Genomic DNA, 17,933 nt, shown 5'->3' with positions numbered 1-17,933 from the left:
TGACCCGGCAATGAAAGCCAGCAGAAAACGGCTTCGACTTATTCTTCACCGCCTTCGGGTGTCCATGTATTTTTTCTCTGACTAGTAACGGACCATCCTCCCAAATGCGACAAACTCGTCGATGCTGGCCCAGGCCAGATCTGTGGCTCACCAGGTCATCGCAGCCCGTACTCGCGGGAAAGTTATTTAAAAAACAACTTTAAAACGTATGGGAGGCGGCGCGCGCAGTTGCCCCCACCCCGCGCCTGCCCTCTACATGGGTCGATTTTGACTCACGTTTGCGTCAACCGCTGGGGCCCATCCGGCCAGCGCGGTGACCCCGTTCACTCTCGCTTTCATTTGACGCAAATTGACGCAGCCACAGGGCGTATCGCGTTAGCGGGGGCCTGTCAATCAGGAAAATAGAAGTCACTTTAATGCGAAATACAGCCAGCTCATCCGTGTTTCCGGTTGAAAAAACAATAAAACCAAATACACTGAATTAAATGATTAAAAGTTGATTAAATCAATTTAATCATTAATTCTCCAGCAACGAAAGGATGAGCCATGAAGGCGTTCGCAAATATGAAGATCGGAGCAAAACTGGGGACCGGTTTCGGCTCATTGCTAGTCCTAATGGTGGCCCTTTCGGTCATTGCGTGGATGAGTTTGAGCTCGGTCACAAACGCAATGGAGCACGGCAACGATCTCCAAGTGGATAAGTTGGGGCCTATCTATGTAATGCGAGAGGCGCTTGGTCAGACCGGCCTTGCAGCTCGTAACGCATACATCTTCAAATCCGAGAGCGACGCTCAAAAAGAACTCAATATTGTCGATGAGCAAAAGAACATCTACTTGGCGGCTCTCAAAAAACTGCAACCTGCACTGGGAAGCACGAAGGAGTTTAGCGCCGTCAGTGCCGGTCTGCTCAAAATGGCTGACGAACTTCGTCGGCCGCGGGCATATCGTGAAGCCGGGAAAATGCAGGAATACGGGGACTTCTTGGTTCACGAATGCAGCCCACTACGCCGGCAAATTGTCGCGGATATCGACCTGCTTCTGGCCTCAGTCAAACGAGATGCTGATGCCGCCAGAGCCGAGGCCGGTAAAACGTCCGACACGTCTCGTGTAGTAATCATGTCATTGGCCGCTATAGCAATCATTGCGAGCACTATTATCGCCTTTGTCATCACTCGAGGCCTGCTTAGGCAGCTTGGTGGAGAGCCTAGTTATGCAGCAGCGATCGCGTCCAAAATTGCCAGTGGAGATCTTTCAATCCAGGTAGAGACAAAGCAAGGGGATAGCACGAGCTTGTTATTCGCTATCCGAACGATGCGAGAAAGTCTAGCTTCCATCGTTACGCGAGTGCGCGCTGGCACGAACAATATTGAAACGGCTTCAACCGAGATCGCTGCTGGCAATCTTGACCTTTCGAGTCGCACCGAAGAGCAAGCTGGATCTTTAGAGGAAACAGCATCGGCAATGGAAGAGTTGACGTCGACGGTGAAACAAAACGCCGAGAATGCGCGCCAAGCGAGCGAATTGGCAGTTTCGGCATCGGGCGTCGCGGGAGAAGGAGGGATAGTCGTAAGCCAAGTAATTGAAACAATGAGTCAAATCAATGACTCGTCCAAGAAGATTGTGGACATTATCAGTGTCATCGACGGGATAGCATTTCAAACAAATATCCTGGCCCTTAATGCCGCAGTGGAGGCCGCTCGAGCTGGCGAGCAGGGACGAGGGTTCGCAGTAGTGGCCACGGAGGTTCGCAGTTTGGCGCAGCGTAGCGCTGCGGCGGCAAAGGAAATTAAGGTTTTGATTAGTGACTCTGTTGAGAAGGTAGAGACAGGCAGTCAATTAGTCGCTCAAGCTGGGAAAACAATCGGCGATGTGGTCGAGAGTGTGAAACGTGTCAGCGCCGTGGTGTCCGAGATATCGGCCGCTAGCCGAGAGCAAAGCGAAGGTATTACACAGGTGAACCTCGCTATTACCCAGATGGATAACGTCACTCAGCAAAATGCAGCATTGGTCGAAGAAGCAGCTGCAGCAGCCAAATCACTACAAGGGGAATCAGCGGAGCTTTCCAAGATCGTTTCAACCTTCACGGTCTGATTCAGAAGTGCAATATTTTGGCGGGACGTGGTGTCCCGCCTAATTGAAAAATGGTGATGAGAATGGATAAGAAGACTGCACAACACCTAACCAAAGAGCAAGCGGAAGCACTACTTGAGGTGATGGAGAAGCTGAGCACTGATCTACTCGAGCTATCAGAAAATCTGGAGCAAGCTGCATCTGAAATCGAAGACGAGGAAGCGAAAAAATTTCAGCAGGAAGCTTGTAAAGTGATTGAGAAAATAAAATCCAGAGCGAAGGCCTAAGGTTAGCGACATATGAATGCTCAGATCTTTTCCATGGCCACTTCAGAGATGTGCTTCTGAAGTAGTTTTTCGTCCGCCACCGATATCATGTCCTCCCTTTGATCAGCATCATTATTTTTTCGTGGCGGTGGCCTGAAATATGTCGTCGCATTGACAGTCAACTGTTCCGATAGAAGGGACTATAGTGGATCTACACAGTGGTGATAAGTAGTTCCCAGAGCGATTTGCAAACAAAAGAGCTAGATGCATTCGCGCAGTGAATAAATGCTCCCACCAGATGGAAGAATGTCCATCGTGAAAGCCCTGAAAATCTGCTGATTTGACAGGAATCAAATTTGGTGTGGATCTTGGTCCCATAATCCTAGATGAGCATAGCTAGCATTCAGAATCTCGCGTTCCAGCTGAGCGAATGCCACAACAAAAAATTCAAAATCTCCAACTTATGCAAACTCGTCTGGATAAATGGCTGGAATTCCTTTCAATCGATGAATCGACCGCAGACTGCCTTATTGGAGTCGCCCCTCTGCTCGAAAAGCATATTGATTCGTTGCTGGATACGGTCTATGAAAAGATTTTGAGCAATAGCGCCACTCAAGAAATGTTTGCGGATTTGTCTTCAATCGAAAGAGCAAAACAAGCTCAACGTCACCACTGGATCTACTTTGTTCTCAGAGCAAATTTTGGTCCCGAGTATTTGGTGGCAGCCCGTCGTATCGGGGAAACTCATTATCGTTTGGGTGTGGACCTGCGGTTTTATCTTGGGACTTACACCTTAATGACTGATCTATGGAACGAAATTGTTTTAAAGCATTTCCGAAATGATTGCCTGTTCCTTCAGAAACTTCTTTCCGCAATAAGCAGAGTTACAACCGTTGACATGGGAATGACTACTGCCGTTTACTACGATTCGCAATCAGATGCGCTACGAGAGCTAGCCCACGAACTAAACTTTGCGCTAGCGAGAGCAGGAGAGTTTCGCGATAACGAAACCGGGCGTCATTTAGTAAGAATGAGCAAAATGTGTCGTGCACTTGCCAAGAAAATTGGTATGGAAGATCAATGGGCGGAAATGCTAGAAATTGCTAGCCCTCTCCATGACGTTGGAAAGATCGGAATTCCAGATAATGTGCTACTCAAGCCAGGAGCGCTTCTACCCGATGAGATTAGATTAATGCGCACTCATCCCAGTATCGGCGCTACTATTATTCCAGACTACCCTGCGGAAGTAATAAAAATTGCACGTCGAGTGGCACTGACCCATCATGAGAAGTGGGATGGAACGGGATATCCCTCTGGACTGAAAAAAAAAGAGATCCCTCTAGAAGGCAGGATCGCAGCGATTTGCGATGTCTACGATGCTTTGGTGTCGGCCCGCCCATACAAAGAGCCATGGACTTCCCAGAAAGCCACCCACTATATACAGGAAAGAAGCGGGCAGGACTTCGATCCAGACTTAGTTGAAGCATTTCTAGCGATCCTTCCAGAAGTCCATGCCATTCAAATAAAGTATTCAGATCATTGACCCAACAAAAAATATGTCATCGGGTTACTTCTTGTTGAATTAATAGCCGATGAAATGAATTCTTGTGTGCCTAATAGCACGTCGATTTCCTCCGTTATCGGATAGTGGCCGATTGCTCACATCAGGGCCTTTAGCAAACATTCGCATTCGGCAACGAAAATTCCGCTTCGCATTTTTTAAGCGACCGAGGCCCAATAAGGGCTTGAGAGACGTTACTTTTCCAAATTGCGAAGCAAAAAAGAGACTAAGCATCTGATTTCATTGAATTCAACGCCGGACTTGTAATCAGGGGGTGGCGGGTTCAAGTCCTGCAGCCAGCACCAGTATTTAAAAGGCTCTCCGACCGGAGAGCCTTTTTCTTTTGCTTCGCCATTTCGGCTCTTTCCCTGCCGACATCCTGCCAAGTCGACTGCGCATAGCCTAATAGGCGTATCCAATGCCGAATCTACGGCACGCCGCAACCGCGCAATTTTCTTCCAGATGAAGCGGGAAGAAAATCCACCAATACGCAGCAGTGAGTGGAGTGATGAAAAATCTACCTCGTACTTTTCATGAAGTGGCAGGTTGTGGCCGTTGCGGGCGGTATGCCAGTATCAGAAGGTGTAGCGCATACCCACGCGTAGAACAGGGTACATGCGATAGCCGCGCAGCTTGTCATTGAGCTTGCTGTTTTCCGTAGCGATGTCCGATGCCAGTTGTGCGCAACCGGCTGAACCCAGCGTGCAATTCGTGCTGTTGATCGAGGTGCTTGCACGCCCTTGGAACATCACCCCCGCGTCCGCTGTGAACCCCCAGCCTTTGTCAGGTGTGGCCGCATTGCCATAGCCGAGGCCTAGATAGGGCGCATATTTCTTGAACGCGACATTGCCGTGGATCTTGCCAACCAGGTTTGCGGAATAGTCAGTACCGTTTAGCTGGTAGTTATTGTTTTCATCAGGCTTGCCTTCGATGTCAACGGTGTTGCGGTTATAAATCGCACCAGCAGTCAGGCGAAAGCCGTTCTCGAACGGGAACCAATCCATCAACGCATCGAAGGTGCGGAGCTTGGCACTGGCTTCACAACCAATACGATAGATGCGCGAGTAGAAAGAATAGTTAAAGTAGTTCGCACCGACCCGGGCATTGAGGGTGGACGTGATCGGCACACTGACGTGTATTCCCGCGCCAGTGGTGCCGACCTCGGTGCTGAGACCAAGGTTGATTGCATGTGCCTGTCCAGTCGAAATCGCAGCCAGCACGACAAGCAGAAGAGCAGGTCTGATTGGTTTATTGTTGTTTGCCACGGTAATCCCCCTTGTCGTTTTCTTTAGAACAGCGTTGGGGCAGTCTATTCAGAAAATTTTGTCTGAACGATCGGGGTTTTCCTGATGAGGCAACATCAGCGATTGCATTTCAAATCGGCAGATCGCCGGGAGCTGGGAAATTTTTTGCAGCGTAGTTCTGTAATGACCCACTAAAAATCAGCTCAGTGGGTAACTCCGAGAGAAAATCAGAACGAGCTAGGTCATGGAAGAAGATTTCACGCGTTTGGCAGCCAAGCGCAAAGTAGGACTGGCGACAAACGTGATCCACGTAAGACAACGGTAGCGGAGGTCGACCTGCCGTTTTATATCACCTCGTGCGAGATCGAAGAATGGGGTAACGAGGGATTCAAAAGGATGGTAAATGCCCTTCGTGCCATGCCACTTGGTGTGACTGCGTACAGCTCAAGGTGAAGGCCTTGCCATCAAGCTGTGGGGCAGATAGAGGCGGCAAGAGACGGATTTCCTTGATCCGCTTGCACAGGGAATCGATCAGTTACCGCGCAACGGTAGCAGATCATTTCAACGAACCGCTGCAGTCAGCTTCATTACACAGCGTGCGTCCCGGTTCCTCGATCACGCAAGCTGACCCCCGCCCAGGCGAAATACGCTTACCGACTGTGCCAGTCGTCGCGCCTGTTCCTTCAATGCTTCGGTGGCGGCAGCGGCTTCTTCCACCAGGGCGGCGTTCTGTTGCGTCACGGTGTCCATTTGCGCAATGGCCTGATTGACCTGTTCGATCCCCGCTTCCTGCTCGCCGCTGGCGGCCGAGATTTCACTCATGATCTGGGTGACATTGCGTACGCTTGTTACCAGTTCTTCGATGGTCGCCCCGGCGCTTCTGACCAGCCTGGTGCCGTCTTCCACCTTCTCGACCGAGTTGCCGATCAGCGCCTTGATTTCCTTCGCCGCTGTAGCCGAGCGTTGGGCCAAGGTGCGTACCTCCGAGGCCACCACCGCAAAGCCACGTCCCTGCTCACCGGCACGGGCTGCTTCCACCGCTGCATTGAGCGCGAGGATATTGGTCTGGAACGCGATGCCGTCGATGACAGAAATGATTTCCTCGATTTCGCGGGCAGAGGCCTGGATTTCGTCCATGGTGCTGACTACGTCGGAAACCACCAGTCCGCTGCGCGACGCCACCTCGGAGACCGAGCCTGCCATCGCATTTGCCTGGCGCGCATGATCAGCGTTACGTCTCACGGTAGAGGTGATCTGCTCCATCGCCGCCGCCGTCTCTTCCAGCGAACTGGCCTGTTGCTCGGTACGTGCGGAGAGATCGAGATTGCCACCAGCGATCTGCGTCGAGGCCGTAACGATGGTGTCGCTGCCGGTGCGCACGCCACCGACCACGCGTTGCAAGCTGCTGTTCATATCCTTGAGTGCTTGCAGCAGTTCACCGGTCTCATCCTTGCGAGTGACTTCGATCCGGCTCCCAAGGTCACCTGCTGCGACGGTCTTGGCGATTCTTACTGCCTCGTGCACCGGTCGTGTGATCGAACGCGTCGCCAGCACGGCCAATAAGGCGGCTAGTGCCATCACCAGCGCACCGACGGCCAGGTCGATGGACTTGCCGGTACTGATGGCTTTGGAGATATCCCGGCCCGTACCGTTGGCATTCTCGCGCGCGATCGCCAGCAGACCGGAAAAACCGGCCGCCAATACCTTGTCAGCGCCACTGATGGAAGCATCGATTTCCGTCACGGAGGCAGCCGTTGACTTCATGCCTTGCGCCTTCGCCAATGCCTCGCGGTAATTTCTTTCGCCTGTAGCGATCTTCTGTAGAAGTTCATCTTCTTTGGGATTGTCTACGCCAAGCTTGCGGTATTCGATCATCAGGCGGTTGATGGCATCCATATCGGCCAGGAAGTGCTTGTCATAGTCCTTGCCGCGGACGACGTAGTTCTTGAAGTTCTGTACACCATCGCCCAGTTTGATGTAACCCTGGGTGGCATAGTCCTGCTTGCTCAGCACCGTGCCCGAAAAGTCGTCCCAATGTCGTCCGATCTGGTTCAGGATCAGAATTGAAGCGACGATCAGGCTGCAGGCAAGCAGCGTGACCAGCATGAATGAACCACCGAGCCGAGTGCCGATTCTCATACCTGTTCCCTGAATAGTATTTATAGGATTACCAGATTCTGACCGCGATTAGCGATATGGAAAGGTAAGTGGAAGCGGTAAAAACCGGTTCAGCTCGCAATTTGATGCTCTAACTGACGCTCTAACTGCTGCAAGACAAACAAGATTCGCGTGCACATTCTTTCAAGTGCCGCAATACAGCATTACCCGATCACCGGTTTTTCTCTCATCGCCGGGCCGATAAACTTCTCGCATGAGAATGCAGCATTGATAAAGGATAAGCATAGGGCTGGGTCCGCTTGCATTCATCGAGGAGCAGATCATGAGCAACATCACCATTCGTCATTGCGCGGTCGCCATTAGCTTGGCCTTGACCGCCTTCGCTGCCCATGCAGCCTACGCAGCCGACACCCCACCGACCACATCTACCGAGCAGTCGGCAGCCAAGCAGGTTGCCAGCGTTACCGGCTCGCAAATGGCTGACAAGGGGCATACAGGGCTCACCCGAGAACAGGTCAGGGAAGACCTCAAGCGTTACCAGCGTGAGCATGCCAATCCGAGCTATGCAGAGTTGGTTTTCCTGCGCTGATCCAGCCTGGCCCGGGCTGACCTAGGCTTGTGTCAGAGATCCTGAGCGTGCTGCCGATGATCCGTTGGTGATCGAAAATCGGCAGCCGTGGAGGTGTGTGGCATTCCCCACCGCAATCTGGCTCTTCAAGCTCAGGGCAAGGTGATAGTCAGGTTGGCTGCCCGCGGGGCAAGTTTGACAATATCGGCATAGCCGGCCAGCTGATTTTCGGTTCCCTTGGTCAGGGTCCAGTTCAGCCCTATGTAGGCAAACATAGCGGTCAGTGCAAATAGGGAGGCGACTACCCACAACGGCACATCGTTGCGCAACTTGTTGACGATGGCATCAGGCCTCTCGCCATTCGGTGCGAACCCGGCAGTCTTGCCCTTCAGGTGAGCAATCTCATCACCCAGCCGAGCGGTCAGGTAATCGAGTTTTTCCGGGCCCTCTAGCGCATATTTTCCCTGGAATCCCAGCAACAGGCACATATGAAAGACTTCCAGTGGCTGGAGTCGGGCGGTACCGCGAACGCGTAGATCCTCTAGCCGATTGAAGAAATTTTCACCGGCCAATTGATCACCAAACATCGCCAGTTGAAGGGGGCGGCGTTGCCACGTATCACGGATGCTGAAATTAGAGCGCAGGACAATCTCATCCACGGAAGCACAGAAGGCATATTTGGCTGCGTAGACATCCTCGGGCGACACTTCCAGTTTCCTGGCGCCGCGTTCAACATCTCCCAGAAACTTCCGTATTTTCGCCATGAATGACACCTCGTCCACCGGCGTGCCACCGTTCTTGAGCATGAACAGCGCATAAAAACCGTCGTACATCAGGTCCAGGAGCGAACTGGCGTTAATCGGTGCGCCGGCTTCATAAGTGGACGAAAAATCCGCAGGATCCAGCAGGGAAGGGATGGTTGTCGTGTTCATTGGGTCACCGCCAGAAGTTCAATATTGAGGTCGCGAATGCCGGATGGCACATAGATACAGATCGACTGTGCCTGGAGCATGCGCTCGTACATCGCGCCCTTGTTCTCGAGCGTGAAGTAGTAGGTGTCCGGCCGAACCGGTAACGCAGCTGGCACCTGAGGAGAGTGCACAAGCTTGACGCCGGGCAGCGCCGCCAGCACGAATTTTTCAACATCGTCAGGCGCGCCGATCTTGAAGCGCAACGGCACGACCTCGACCAGCTCGATGGCCGGCAAATCTGCATGGACCGCGAGGTAGAAGTTGGTCTTCTCGTCGATCTTGCCTGAGTCCAGCATGCCCATATGGTAGGAGGGCTTGCTCTCGTTCAGAGCAATCGCAAAATACCGGGAAGAGATCACGGTATCGAGTAACTCGCGAATGATCGCGTCCAGCTTGGCGAAAGCCGGTCCCGGATCGCGGTGATCGTAAGCAGGAAGGTCGGACAGGGCCCGGCTGCGTGAGAAGGTCATGAGCGATCCGGCCAATGACAATAACTGTTCAAAAAGGCGCTCCGGGTGATGCATCGGATGGTTCAGGTAGTGCGACAGATTGGCATAGGCGGTACTGGCGGTATGCAACAACCAGAACGATGTGATGTCGCCAGAACGGAATTCGACCACACTCTTGCTAGGCTCGCGATGATGCCCGTACAGGGCGCTGACCTTGGCTTGCAGCGCGTCCATGAGACGACGCAGGCGCTGGAACAGCAAGGCTGACGCGTGTACTGACAGGCTGGGTGGAACGAAGTCAGGGTCCAGCTCGAAGCCAGGCCCGCTCGCGCGACGCAGGCGCGCCACAGGAATGCAGACCAATGAATCACGGGGCTCGTTTTCCGATACCAGACGTACTGCCTTTTTCAAGTAGCTTATTTCCGCCTTCGCGGCTTGCGTAAACAGGTCCGGCGTCTGGACGCCATCCTGAATATAGCGGGTCGATTGCTGATTGCCGCTGCCAACGGAGAAATTGCTACCGAAGCCTTTCAGCATCGGCAAGGCCGCATAAAAGGTAATGGAGTTTTGGGACAGCGGAATTTCTGTCAATTCGATGGGGGCCGGGAGGTCATCCCCGTCCGGCGCTTTGAAGATTTCTCCATCATGGAAGATAGCCGACAGCTCCAGCAGACGAAGGGTGCTGTTATTAAGCGCGTCTCCATCGATCTTCAGGGATAAAACGCCCCAGCAATGGGGATTGAGGGCGAGCGCAGTCTGATGCAGACGCGTTTCATGGTAATGATCCTGGCGCTGGAAGTGCTGAGGTCGGAGGAAAAGCCCCTCGCCCCAGAGTACCTTGTTGGGATGGTTCAATTGCTTGGCTCCGTAATAGATGATTGTCGCATCGTGATCTGCAGTTAAGAGATTGTTGATTTCTAATGACACTCGACTGGCGCGAGCATCAGGTTCCGGTCAACTGGCTTACCCAGGGTATCCACGGCAATAGCCCCCGCACCTACCGTGACAGAACAGGATTGCAAGCCCGCCGTAATGCCGTTCTTTTCGGATTCGTCGGCCTTGAAGCTGACCCGCCAGCGTTGCTGATCTGGATTGATGAACAGCGCTACCAGACCGATATATCCCGCCTCGTAGCTCACCTTTTCATCGACCTCGTAGCGCTGTCCTGGTACCAGCGTGACTTCCTTGACCTCCAGCAGATCGGCTCCCAGAACTTCCTTCTCCTTTTGTGGATTCAGAAAGGCGTCATATGACGCCTGCTGGAAACTAACGTTCTGTTTCAGCTTATAAATTCTGACTACCAACGCCAGTGGACGCTGCTGCGAATCCATGTTGAGCGCCTTGGATGCATGCAGCTTGATGAGTACCTTGCGTGGCTGCTTCATCGCGTCCGGAACTTCAGGTGCGTCAGGCTTCTTCAGGCCCAGCGCCTCCAGTGTCGACTTGGCAACCTGGCCCACCTTGGATGCCGCCCCCACTGCGGCGCAGCCGGTGATGGAAGAGATGATCAATCCCAGCGCCACAGCATTTCTCTGTCGTTTATTCAACTTTACCCCGCATGTTTTATCTGGTTTCTGATTGGCGCGAATTTCCCGCGTGCCGAAAAATTTTTAGGAAGCGTTCACATATGGAGTAGCTCCATTTTGTAAAAGGGGTCTATGGGATACATTCGAGTGATCCTCAGTTGCCTTACTTAAAAACTAAGTCTTAGCAGCAAGCCGATGGCGGAAATTGAAACGTGGCGCGACTGAAGAGCAGGAATGAATGAAGCGCCAATTTTCACCAGAAATTCATCGCCGCGTTTCATTCCAAGTTTAAAAGTCGTGACAAGCCGAATATCTTCCGGTCCTCTCCATTCGAATACGTGTGAGAGGTCGGATAGGTTCTCCAGAATTGAAAATCTAAGGATTGAATCCCCATGCATGCAAGAAAGAGACGAATAGATCGGTTGATTCCAGCTCTGCTGACGCTGGCATTGATGATGACGGGGTGCGCCAATAGCGACTCCAGGCAGGGGGCGGAGGCAGAAGCCAAGAGCAGCCTGGAAAGCAGCGTGGAAAAGGTTGAGGCGGCACTGGTCGAGGGCCGGACCGATGATGCCGTGAAGATGCTAAAGACTCTGGCGTCGCGTTTCCCCGCAGACAAGGCGCCCTGGTTGCGCATTGCGCAGATTCGCTTCGATGCAGGCGACTACAGCGACGCCATCATCAACGCCCAGGAGGCGATAAAGCGTGACCCTTCCGAAAAGGGCGCCAACAGCATCCTGACGCTTTCCAGCCTGCGCCTGGCTACCAAGTCCCTCGCTGACTTGCGCTCGCAGAATGCACTCAACGGATCAATCAAGACCGACGCCCAGGCGCTGACCAGGACGCTGCGCGAGATCACGGGGGAGGCGCCGGTATCGGTGCCGGGAAAGCCCGCCGCTGCGGCACCTCCCCGCGGCAAGACGGTGCGCAAGACAGCGCCGGCACCTGCCAGCGATGTCGGCAGCGGTAGCGGACCCAATCCGTTCATCAACCTGAAGTAAGAGGTCAGGCGGGAACAGGTTGAGTGTCTCCCGACGATCAGAAGCCTCAGGAAATGAGGCGTGTGGACCAAACCAGAAACGGAGAAGAAATGTCGAAAAAGGAAAGTATTCAGAAGAAGCTGCAAAGGGTGCGACCTCCGCGCGTGCAGATGACATATGACGTCGAAATTGGCGACGCCATCGAGAAGAAGGAGCTTGCCTTTGTGACTGGGGTGATCGGCGATTTCAGTGGCAATTCGGAAGTGCCCCAGCCTCGACTGAAAGACCGCAAGTTCGTCAACATCGATTCGGATAACTTCGATGAGGTGATGAAGGGGCTAGAGCCGCGTGCTGTCTATCGCGTCGCTAACGAGCTCTCCGACGCCGGAGGGGAGTTTGCCGTGGAACTGAAGTTCCGATCGATGGCGGACTTCCGACCTGAATCGGTGGTCCAGCAGGTTGAACCCTTGCGCAAGCTGCTTGAGGCGCGTACCAAACTGGCGGATCTACGTAACAAGATCGCTGGTAACGACAAGCTGGAAGACATCCTCAACGATGTGCTCAGCAGTACCGAAAAGCTCGCAGAGCTCAGCAAGCAAACCACCAAATAATCGAGATCTGCATGTCCGCTCAAATCAATAACGAAGTCGCTCAAAGCGCTTTGCCCACCGCTGCCGGCGGTACTCTACTGGACGATATCGTCGAACAAAGCAAGGTGGCGAAATCCGCTTCCGAGCACGATCGTGCCAAAGACCTCATCGCAGAATTGGTTGCTCAGGTGATGGAAGGTACCGTGGTCGTATCGGAAAATCTTTCCGTAACCCTGGCTGCGCGTATCGCGGAAGTGGATCGACTGATCTCCAACCAGGTAAGTGCCATCATGCATGCGGCGGAATTCCAGAAATTGGAGGGAAGCTGGACCGGACTGAACTACCTGGTGCGTAACACGACTGTGGGAGAAGGTCAGAAGATCAAGCTCCTTAACGCAACCAAGAAGGAACTGGTCAAGGATTTCAATTCGGCGCTGGAGTTCGACCAGAGCGCGATGTTCAAGAAAGTCTACGAAGAGGAATTTGGTACCTTCGGCGGTGCTCCTTTCGGTGCCCTGATCGGTGATTTCGAGATCACCCGTCAGCCGGAAGACATGTACTTCATCGAGCAGATGTCGCGTATTGCCGCTGCATCTCATGCGCCTTTCATTACGGCGGCCTCGCCCGAGCTGTTCGGTCTTGAAAGCTATGCCGACATGGGCAAGCCCCGTGATCTTTCCAAGGTGTTCGACACCATTGAGTATGCGAAGTGGAAGTCCTTCCGCGAATCCGAGGATTCACGCTATGTTGGATTGACGTTGCCGCGTTTCCTTGGTCGCCTGCCTTTCAATCCAAAGGATGGAACGACGGTGGAGGGATTCAACTTCGTCGAGGATGTTGACGGCACCGACCATTCCAAATACCTATGGTGCAATGCTGCTTACGCCTTCGGAACCAAGCTCACCAAGGCGTTCGAGGACTTCGGATGGTGCGCCGCGATCCGCGGCGTCGAGGGGGGCGGCCTGGTCGAAGACCTGCCGACGCACACCTTCAAGACCGACGAAGGTGAGGTGGCATTGAAATGTCCTACCGAGATCGCGATCACCGACCGCCGCGAGAAAGAGCTTTCCGATCTTGGGTTCATATCTTTGGTCCACTGCAAGAACTCTGATTATGCGGCTTTCTTTGGTGCCCAGTCCGCGCAGAAGCCCAAGAAGTACAACACGGACGCAGCGAATGCCAATGCCGTCCTTTCCTCGCAACTGCAATATATCTTCGCAGTTTCCCGTATCGCTCACTACATGAAATCGATGATGCGGGACAAGATCGGTAGCTTCGCTGCTGCCTCAAATGTCGAAGACTTCCTCAACCGCTGGATCGCGCAATACGTGCTGTTGGATGACAACGCCACGCAAGAGGCCAAAGCGCAATTCCCGCTGCGCGAAGCTTCGGTACAGGTGTCGGAAGTGCCGGGACGACCGGGTGTTTATCGCGCCGTGTCGTTCTTGCGTCCGCATTTCCAGTTAGATGAACTGTCTGTTTCGCTTCGGCTGGTTGCGGAGTTGCCGCAGGCAGGGAAATCCTAACTATTTTTCCTCCCTCATATTTACAGGATAAGTTATGGCAATTGACGTTTATCTGCAAATCGATGGCATCAAGGGTGAATCCACTGATGACCTGCACAAGGACTGGATCGAATGCAAGACCGTTGACTGGGAAGTTCTGCAGCCGAAGTCTGCGACGGCATCGACCGGTGGTGGTCATACGGCGGAGCGCTGCGAGCACAAGGACATCGTGCTCAAGAAAGTCGCCGATCTGGCGTCGCCGCTGCTGCTGCAAAACTCCTCGTCGGGCAAGACCATTCCGAAAGCCAAGTTCGAATTCATGCGTGCCGATGGCAAGGGCGAGCGCGTGCGTTACTTCGAAATCGAACTGACCAACGTGATGATCAGCAGCGTGAAGCCCTCCATCGAGGCAGGAGAGATCCTCGGTGAAACGGTAGGTCTGAAGTATTCCTCCGTGAAGTGGAAGTACACCCAGCAGAAAAAGGATGGTGGTGCTGCCGGCAATACTTCCGGCGGTTGGGATCTGTCGACCAACAAGGTCATCTGAGTCCATCCATCATGACGAAATGAACTGTCGGTAAAGAACAGGATTTCGCCTGCTTCCATGAAATCCGCCGGTTTCCGGCGGATTTCATTTTCCAGATTCATCGCATTCAACGATTTTTGATGTGGGTAAGCGCAAATGAAGGGTTTCGCACCGAGTCTGTTCGACAAACTGATGAACGATGGGCCGAGGTCCAACATCAGTCCAGTGATCACTCGATTCTCGATGGAGGAGCTCAAGGATGCCGTTGCGCGAGACCTTGAAGCCACGCTCAATACTCGTTCAGTTATTTCTGAAGAGTTATTGGGTAAATATCCGGAATGCAGCCAATCTATTCTTGCCTACGGTCTCGGTGATTTCGCCGGCTTGAGCCTGGCCAGCATGGATGATCGCCTGGCTATCTGCCAGGCCCTTCAGAAATCCATATCACGGCATGAACCCAGGTTGCAAAGTGTGCTTGCCAATCTGGAAATACAGGAAGGCTCGATCAACCGGCTCAACTTCGCCATCAGTGCTCTATTGGTTGTCAATACAGCGCAGGAGTCGGTCAATTTTGATGCGGTGCTGCAGCCATCGACGCTGCAATACTCGATCAGCAAGGCGCGGCCAAGCCGCATTGGAGTGTAAGTGCAAGACCTGCTTCCTTATTACGAACGGGAATTGAGCTTCCTGAGACGATATTCTCGTGATTTCTCGGAGCGTTATCCAAAGATCGCCGGTGGTCTGCTGATGGCCGGCGAGGTATGCGAAGACCCGCACATCGAGCGCATGATCCAGTCGTACGCACTGCTCAATGCGCGCGTGTCTAAACGCCTAGACGATGACTATCCAGAGCTTACTGAAGCACTGTTCGAGGTCCTTTATCCGCACTATCTCCGGCCGTTTCCGTCTTGCTCGATTGCGCGCATGGACCATCTCGCCTCTGCAGACCAGCTCACTGCGACCACCGAAATCCCCCGAGGTAGCTTGTTGTCGAGCGGCCAGGTCAAGGGAATCGTCTGTAGATTCAGGACTGCCTATGATGTATCGATAGCGCCGATCCGCCTGTCTCAGGTGACTTTTGCACCCATTATCGACGCACCAGAGGCGGTGATGCTGCAGCCCGGAATCAGCTCCTCGCTTTCCATCACTTTTGAATCCTTCGCCGACAATGTACCCTTTGCATCCCTGGGATTGGCATCGTTAAGGTTGTTCATTGACGGAGAGGCTTCATTCTGCGCGGCGTTGCGCGACAGCCTTTTCATGCGTACCGAGGCCGCCTGGGTTGAAGCATCCGGGAGCGGGCGATGGATCGCGCTTCGTCAGCCGCCGCTGGCAGAAGTGGGGTTCGCCGAGGAGGACGCGCTAATCGATTTCCCCTCACAATCCCATCCCGCGTATCGGCTGCTGACCGAGTATTTTGCTCTTCCCGAAAAATTCAATTTCTTCGATCTTGATCTTGGCGCCGTGTTTGCGGTTCTGCCATCCGGTGCCAGGCGATTTACCGTCCATCTCGGACTGTCTGGTTTGCGAGCGGACTCTCACGTTGCGCGACAGCTAGGCAGCATCAGCAATTCCAACATCTTGCTGGGTTGTACTCCGGTGATCAATCTATTCCCTCATGCCGGCGACCCGATCAGATTGACGCATGCCGGCGCCTATCATTCCGTGTTGGTCGACGGACGGAACACGTTTGGCTACCAGGTACATTCGATCAATTCGGTGCAGCTCCTAAGGCAGACTCCGCAGGGCGAAACGATTACCCGGTTTCGCCCCTTCTATTCCTTGCGTCATGGTCAATCTCCCGAACATGATGGACATTACTGGATCATGCGGCGGGATGAACTGGTGGCGCTGAAAAGTCCGGGGCACGAAACTGAGATTTCCATCGTCGATATCGACTTCGATCCAGCCAAGGTCGAGACGGATACGATCAGCCTCGAGCTGACCTGCCAACCGGGATCTTCCTGCTTCGTTGACCTATGGCCTGCCGGGCGGCGACTTGAGCATGGAAGGCGGCGGTGTAATCCGTACGGTCGCTCTGCTACGAAAACCGACCCATCCCTCACGCTTCGAACGGGGTCGAGGTGCCCAGTGGCGGCTGATCTCCCATCTTTCGCTCAATCATCTTTCCCTGATGCAGGGAGGGCTGGAGGCCTTCCAGGAAATGCTGATGCTCTACGACCAAACCAATTCGCCCATCTCGCAACGTCAGATCAGCGCCATTGTGGGGATTGAACACAAGGCTGCCGCGGCCTGGTTGCCAGGAAATCCGTTTGCAAGCCTGGTGCGCGGAATCGAGATCAGGCTGACGGTGGATGAGGACGGCTTCGTCGGCAGTGGCTTGCATGCATTTGCCGGCCTGATTAATCGTTTCATGGGGCTTTATGTCCAGGCCAACAGCTTTTCGCAATTGACCGTGCTATCTAAAAGGACAGGGGAGGAATTGCTGAAATGCAGCCCACGCAGCGGAGATTTGAACCTGGCGTGATCGAGAGGATATTCTCCACTCCTCACCGCTTTCAGTTTTTCCAGGCAGTGCGCATGATCGAACTCTGGTTCAAGCGCAATGGCGTGCCACATGAACGAGCGGTATGTGACTTCCTGCGGTTCGCCAATCGTACTCTGCTGACGTTTCCTGCCAGCGAGATAGAGCATATCGAAACCTTTCCGCCGCGAAATGGCGCGTCGTGCTCCGCGGACGAGTTGAAGAAATCCCTGCTCGATGGTGAGCTGAAGTACGTGCAGATCACGCCGACATTCATGGGCTTCCTGGGCGGCAACGGGGCCCTGCCAGCGCATTATACGGAGCGGGTCGCGCGACATCTGCTGGAGCAGCGCGACGAAGGACCGCGTGCATTTCTCGATACTTTTTCTTCGCGATCACTGGCCTTGTTCTATCAGGCGTGGCGCAAGTACCGGGTGGCCTTCCAGTACGAGGCAGGGCGCCGCGATACCTTCCTGCCCTTGTTGCTGTCGGTGGCCGGGTTGGGCTTCCGTTCATTACACCATCGTCTGTATGGCAGCGATGGGAAAGGAGTGCGCGACGAATCGTTGGCGCACTTCGCTGGGGCTCTGCGGCATCGCCCGGCATCGGCGTTCTATATGCAGCGTGTACTGGCGGACTATTTCTCGGTTCCTCTGGAAATCCAGCAGTTTGCGGGAGACTGGTACCACGTTCCGCGAGAGCACCAGACCATCCTCGGATCGACCAACTCCTTGTTCGGCAAGGCGATGGCAGGCGAGCGGGTCTGGCAACGCGACTTGCGCATGCGGCTGTCTATCGGACCGTTACAGATAGAGAAATTTGAACAGTTCCTACCCGGCGGCGGGGGCGCGCTGGCGCTGTCACGGCTGCTTGGCCTGTTTACCGGCTCTGCGCTGGAATATGAGATCCAGCTGATCCTGCTTGCGCGGGATGTCCGTGGTGTCACGCTAGGTAGCACTGGCAATGGCGGTCGTCTAGGCTGGGATGCATTCATTTCCACAGAACCGGAAACACAGGATCGCGCCGATATCCAGTACGAGGTCACCTTGCATTGACCGTGTGGGTGAGAAGAAA

At 53.8% G+C, this 17,933-nt stretch carries 15 protein-coding genes and 1 pseudogene; 11 read left to right on the top strand and 5 right to left on the bottom strand.

Annotated features, from left to right (window positions below; translation table 11 throughout):
• The first annotated feature begins 546 nt into the window (after positions 1–546).
• The 3 genes from HBH1_RS15680 to HBH1_RS15670 all read left to right on the top strand — a co-directional run bounded on the left by HBH1_RS15680 (position 547) and on the right by HBH1_RS15670 (position 3,879).
• The gene (locus HBH1_RS15680; protein ID WP_102663507.1) at positions 547–2,091 is read left to right on the top strand and encodes a methyl-accepting chemotaxis protein; all 1,545 of its coding nucleotides are present in this window, start codon (positions 547–549) and stop codon (positions 2,089–2,091) included.
• A 62-nt stretch (positions 2,092–2,153) separates the two neighbouring features.
• Positions 2,154–2,357 carry a hypothetical protein gene (locus HBH1_RS15675; protein ID WP_146012863.1) on the top strand — a complete coding sequence of 68 codons (204 nt, stop codon included), beginning with the start codon at positions 2,154–2,156 and terminating at the stop codon, positions 2,355–2,357.
• A gap of 409 nt (positions 2,358–2,766) precedes the next feature.
• Positions 2,767–3,879: an HD domain-containing phosphohydrolase gene (locus tag HBH1_RS15670; RefSeq protein WP_102663505.1), complete on the top strand. Its 1,113-nt coding sequence runs from the start codon at positions 2,767–2,769 to the stop codon at positions 3,877–3,879.
• 593 nt (positions 3,880–4,472) lie between these two features.
• Here the strand turns inward: HBH1_RS15670 and HBH1_RS15665 are convergent.
• Together HBH1_RS15665 and HBH1_RS15660 are read right to left on the bottom strand one after the other, a co-directional pair.
• Positions 4,473–5,162: a hypothetical protein gene (locus tag HBH1_RS15665; RefSeq protein ID WP_102663504.1), complete on the bottom strand. Its 690-nt coding sequence runs from the start codon at positions 5,160–5,162 to the stop codon at positions 4,473–4,475.
• Between the two features lie 594 nt (positions 5,163–5,756).
• Complete coding sequence (locus HBH1_RS15660; RefSeq protein WP_102663503.1) at positions 5,757–7,280, bottom strand: methyl-accepting chemotaxis protein; 1,524 nt, start codon at positions 7,278–7,280, stop codon at positions 5,757–5,759.
• Positions 7,281–7,581: 301 nt separating this feature from the next.
• Between HBH1_RS15660 and HBH1_RS15655 the strand changes: the two genes are divergently transcribed.
• Complete coding sequence (locus HBH1_RS15655; protein WP_102663502.1) at positions 7,582–7,848, top strand: hypothetical protein; 267 nt, start codon at positions 7,582–7,584, stop codon at positions 7,846–7,848.
• 131 nt (positions 7,849–7,979) lie between these two features.
• Here HBH1_RS15655 and icmH read toward each other — a convergent pair whose 3' ends face one another.
• From icmH to tssJ, 3 genes are all read right to left on the bottom strand, one after another.
• Positions 7,980–8,759: a type IVB secretion system protein IcmH/DotU gene (gene icmH, locus HBH1_RS15650; RefSeq protein WP_102663501.1), complete on the bottom strand. Its 780-nt coding sequence runs from the start codon at positions 8,757–8,759 to the stop codon at positions 7,980–7,982.
• A complete protein-coding gene (tssK, locus tag HBH1_RS15645) occupies positions 8,756–10,102 on the bottom strand; it encodes a type VI secretion system baseplate subunit TssK (protein WP_102663500.1) in 1,347 nt (448 codons plus the stop codon). Before tssK ends, icmH begins: the two co-directional genes overlap by 4 nt.
• A 62-nt stretch (positions 10,103–10,164) precedes the next feature.
• Positions 10,165–10,758, bottom strand: coding sequence for a type VI secretion system lipoprotein TssJ (gene tssJ / locus HBH1_RS15640; RefSeq protein ID WP_199181599.1), 594 nt, complete (start codon positions 10,756–10,758; stop codon positions 10,165–10,167).
• Positions 10,759–11,165: 407 nt separating this feature from the next.
• Here tssJ and HBH1_RS15635 point away from each other — a divergent pair, with 407 nt between their 5' ends.
• The 7 genes and pseudogenes from HBH1_RS15635 to tssG all read left to right on the top strand — a co-directional run bounded on the left by HBH1_RS15635 (position 11,166) and on the right by tssG (position 17,914).
• Complete coding sequence (locus tag HBH1_RS15635; protein ID WP_102663498.1) at positions 11,166–11,774, top strand: tetratricopeptide repeat protein; 609 nt, start codon at positions 11,166–11,168, stop codon at positions 11,772–11,774.
• An 89-nt stretch (positions 11,775–11,863) separates the two neighbouring features.
• Positions 11,864–12,364 (top strand): type VI secretion system contractile sheath small subunit, encoded by a 501-nt coding sequence (tssB, locus tag HBH1_RS15630; RefSeq protein ID WP_102663497.1) that lies wholly within the window; start codon positions 11,864–11,866, stop codon positions 12,362–12,364.
• A gap of 11 nt (positions 12,365–12,375) precedes the next feature.
• Positions 12,376–13,869 (top strand): type VI secretion system contractile sheath large subunit, encoded by a 1,494-nt coding sequence (gene tssC / locus HBH1_RS15625; RefSeq protein WP_102663496.1) that lies wholly within the window; start codon positions 12,376–12,378, stop codon positions 13,867–13,869.
• A gap of 34 nt (positions 13,870–13,903) precedes the next feature.
• A complete protein-coding gene (locus HBH1_RS15620) occupies positions 13,904–14,395 on the top strand; it encodes an Hcp family type VI secretion system effector (protein ID WP_102663495.1) in 492 nt (163 codons plus the stop codon).
• A 135-nt stretch (positions 14,396–14,530) separates the two neighbouring features.
• Entirely contained in the window at positions 14,531–15,019 is a 489-nt protein-coding gene (tssE, locus tag HBH1_RS15615) for a type VI secretion system baseplate subunit TssE (protein WP_102663494.1), read from the top strand.
• A pseudogene (gene tssF / locus HBH1_RS15610) lies at positions 15,020–16,862 on the top strand (type VI secretion system baseplate subunit TssF). It abuts the gene before it with no gap.
• Positions 16,826–17,914: a type VI secretion system baseplate subunit TssG gene (tssG, locus tag HBH1_RS15605; protein ID WP_102663493.1), complete on the top strand. Its 1,089-nt coding sequence runs from the start codon at positions 16,826–16,828 to the stop codon at positions 17,912–17,914. The pseudogene tssF and the gene tssG overlap by 37 nt, the downstream one beginning before the upstream one ends.
• Positions 17,915–17,933: the final 19 nt, after the last annotated feature.

Origin of the sequence: Herbaspirillum sp. BH-1, assembly GCF_002870055.1 — a bacterium.
GTDB lineage: Bacteria > Pseudomonadota > Gammaproteobacteria > Burkholderiales > Burkholderiaceae_D > Herbaspirillum > Herbaspirillum frisingense.
The sequence above is the reverse complement of the archived record's forward strand: the minus strand, read 5'-3'. Positions and strand labels throughout refer to the sequence as shown.

Coding starts and splice junctions, on each gene's coding strand:
- HBH1_RS15680 (WP_102663507.1), top strand. CDS start 547: ATGAAGGCGTTCGCAAATATGAAGATCGGAGCAAAACTGGGGACCGGT.
- HBH1_RS15675 (WP_146012863.1), top strand. CDS start 2,154: ATGGATAAGAAGACTGCACAACACCTAACCAAAGAGCAAGCGGAAGCA.
- HBH1_RS15670 (WP_102663505.1), top strand. CDS start 2,767: ATGCCACAACAAAAAATTCAAAATCTCCAACTTATGCAAACTCGTCTG.
- HBH1_RS15660 (WP_102663503.1), bottom strand. CDS start 7,280: ATGAGAATCGGCACTCGGCTCGGTGGTTCATTCATGCTGGTCACGCTG.
- HBH1_RS15655 (WP_102663502.1), top strand. CDS start 7,582: ATGAGCAACATCACCATTCGTCATTGCGCGGTCGCCATTAGCTTGGCC.
- icmH (WP_102663501.1), bottom strand. CDS start 8,759: ATGAACACGACAACCATCCCTTCCCTGCTGGATCCTGCGGATTTTTCG.
- HBH1_RS15635 (WP_102663498.1), top strand. CDS start 11,166: ATGCATGCAAGAAAGAGACGAATAGATCGGTTGATTCCAGCTCTGCTG.
- tssB (WP_102663497.1), top strand. CDS start 11,864: ATGTCGAAAAAGGAAAGTATTCAGAAGAAGCTGCAAAGGGTGCGACCT.
- tssC (WP_102663496.1), top strand. CDS start 12,376: ATGTCCGCTCAAATCAATAACGAAGTCGCTCAAAGCGCTTTGCCCACC.
- HBH1_RS15620 (WP_102663495.1), top strand. CDS start 13,904: ATGGCAATTGACGTTTATCTGCAAATCGATGGCATCAAGGGTGAATCC.
- tssE (WP_102663494.1), top strand. CDS start 14,531: ATGAAGGGTTTCGCACCGAGTCTGTTCGACAAACTGATGAACGATGGG.
- tssG (WP_102663493.1), top strand. CDS start 16,826: ATGCAGCCCACGCAGCGGAGATTTGAACCTGGCGTGATCGAGAGGATA.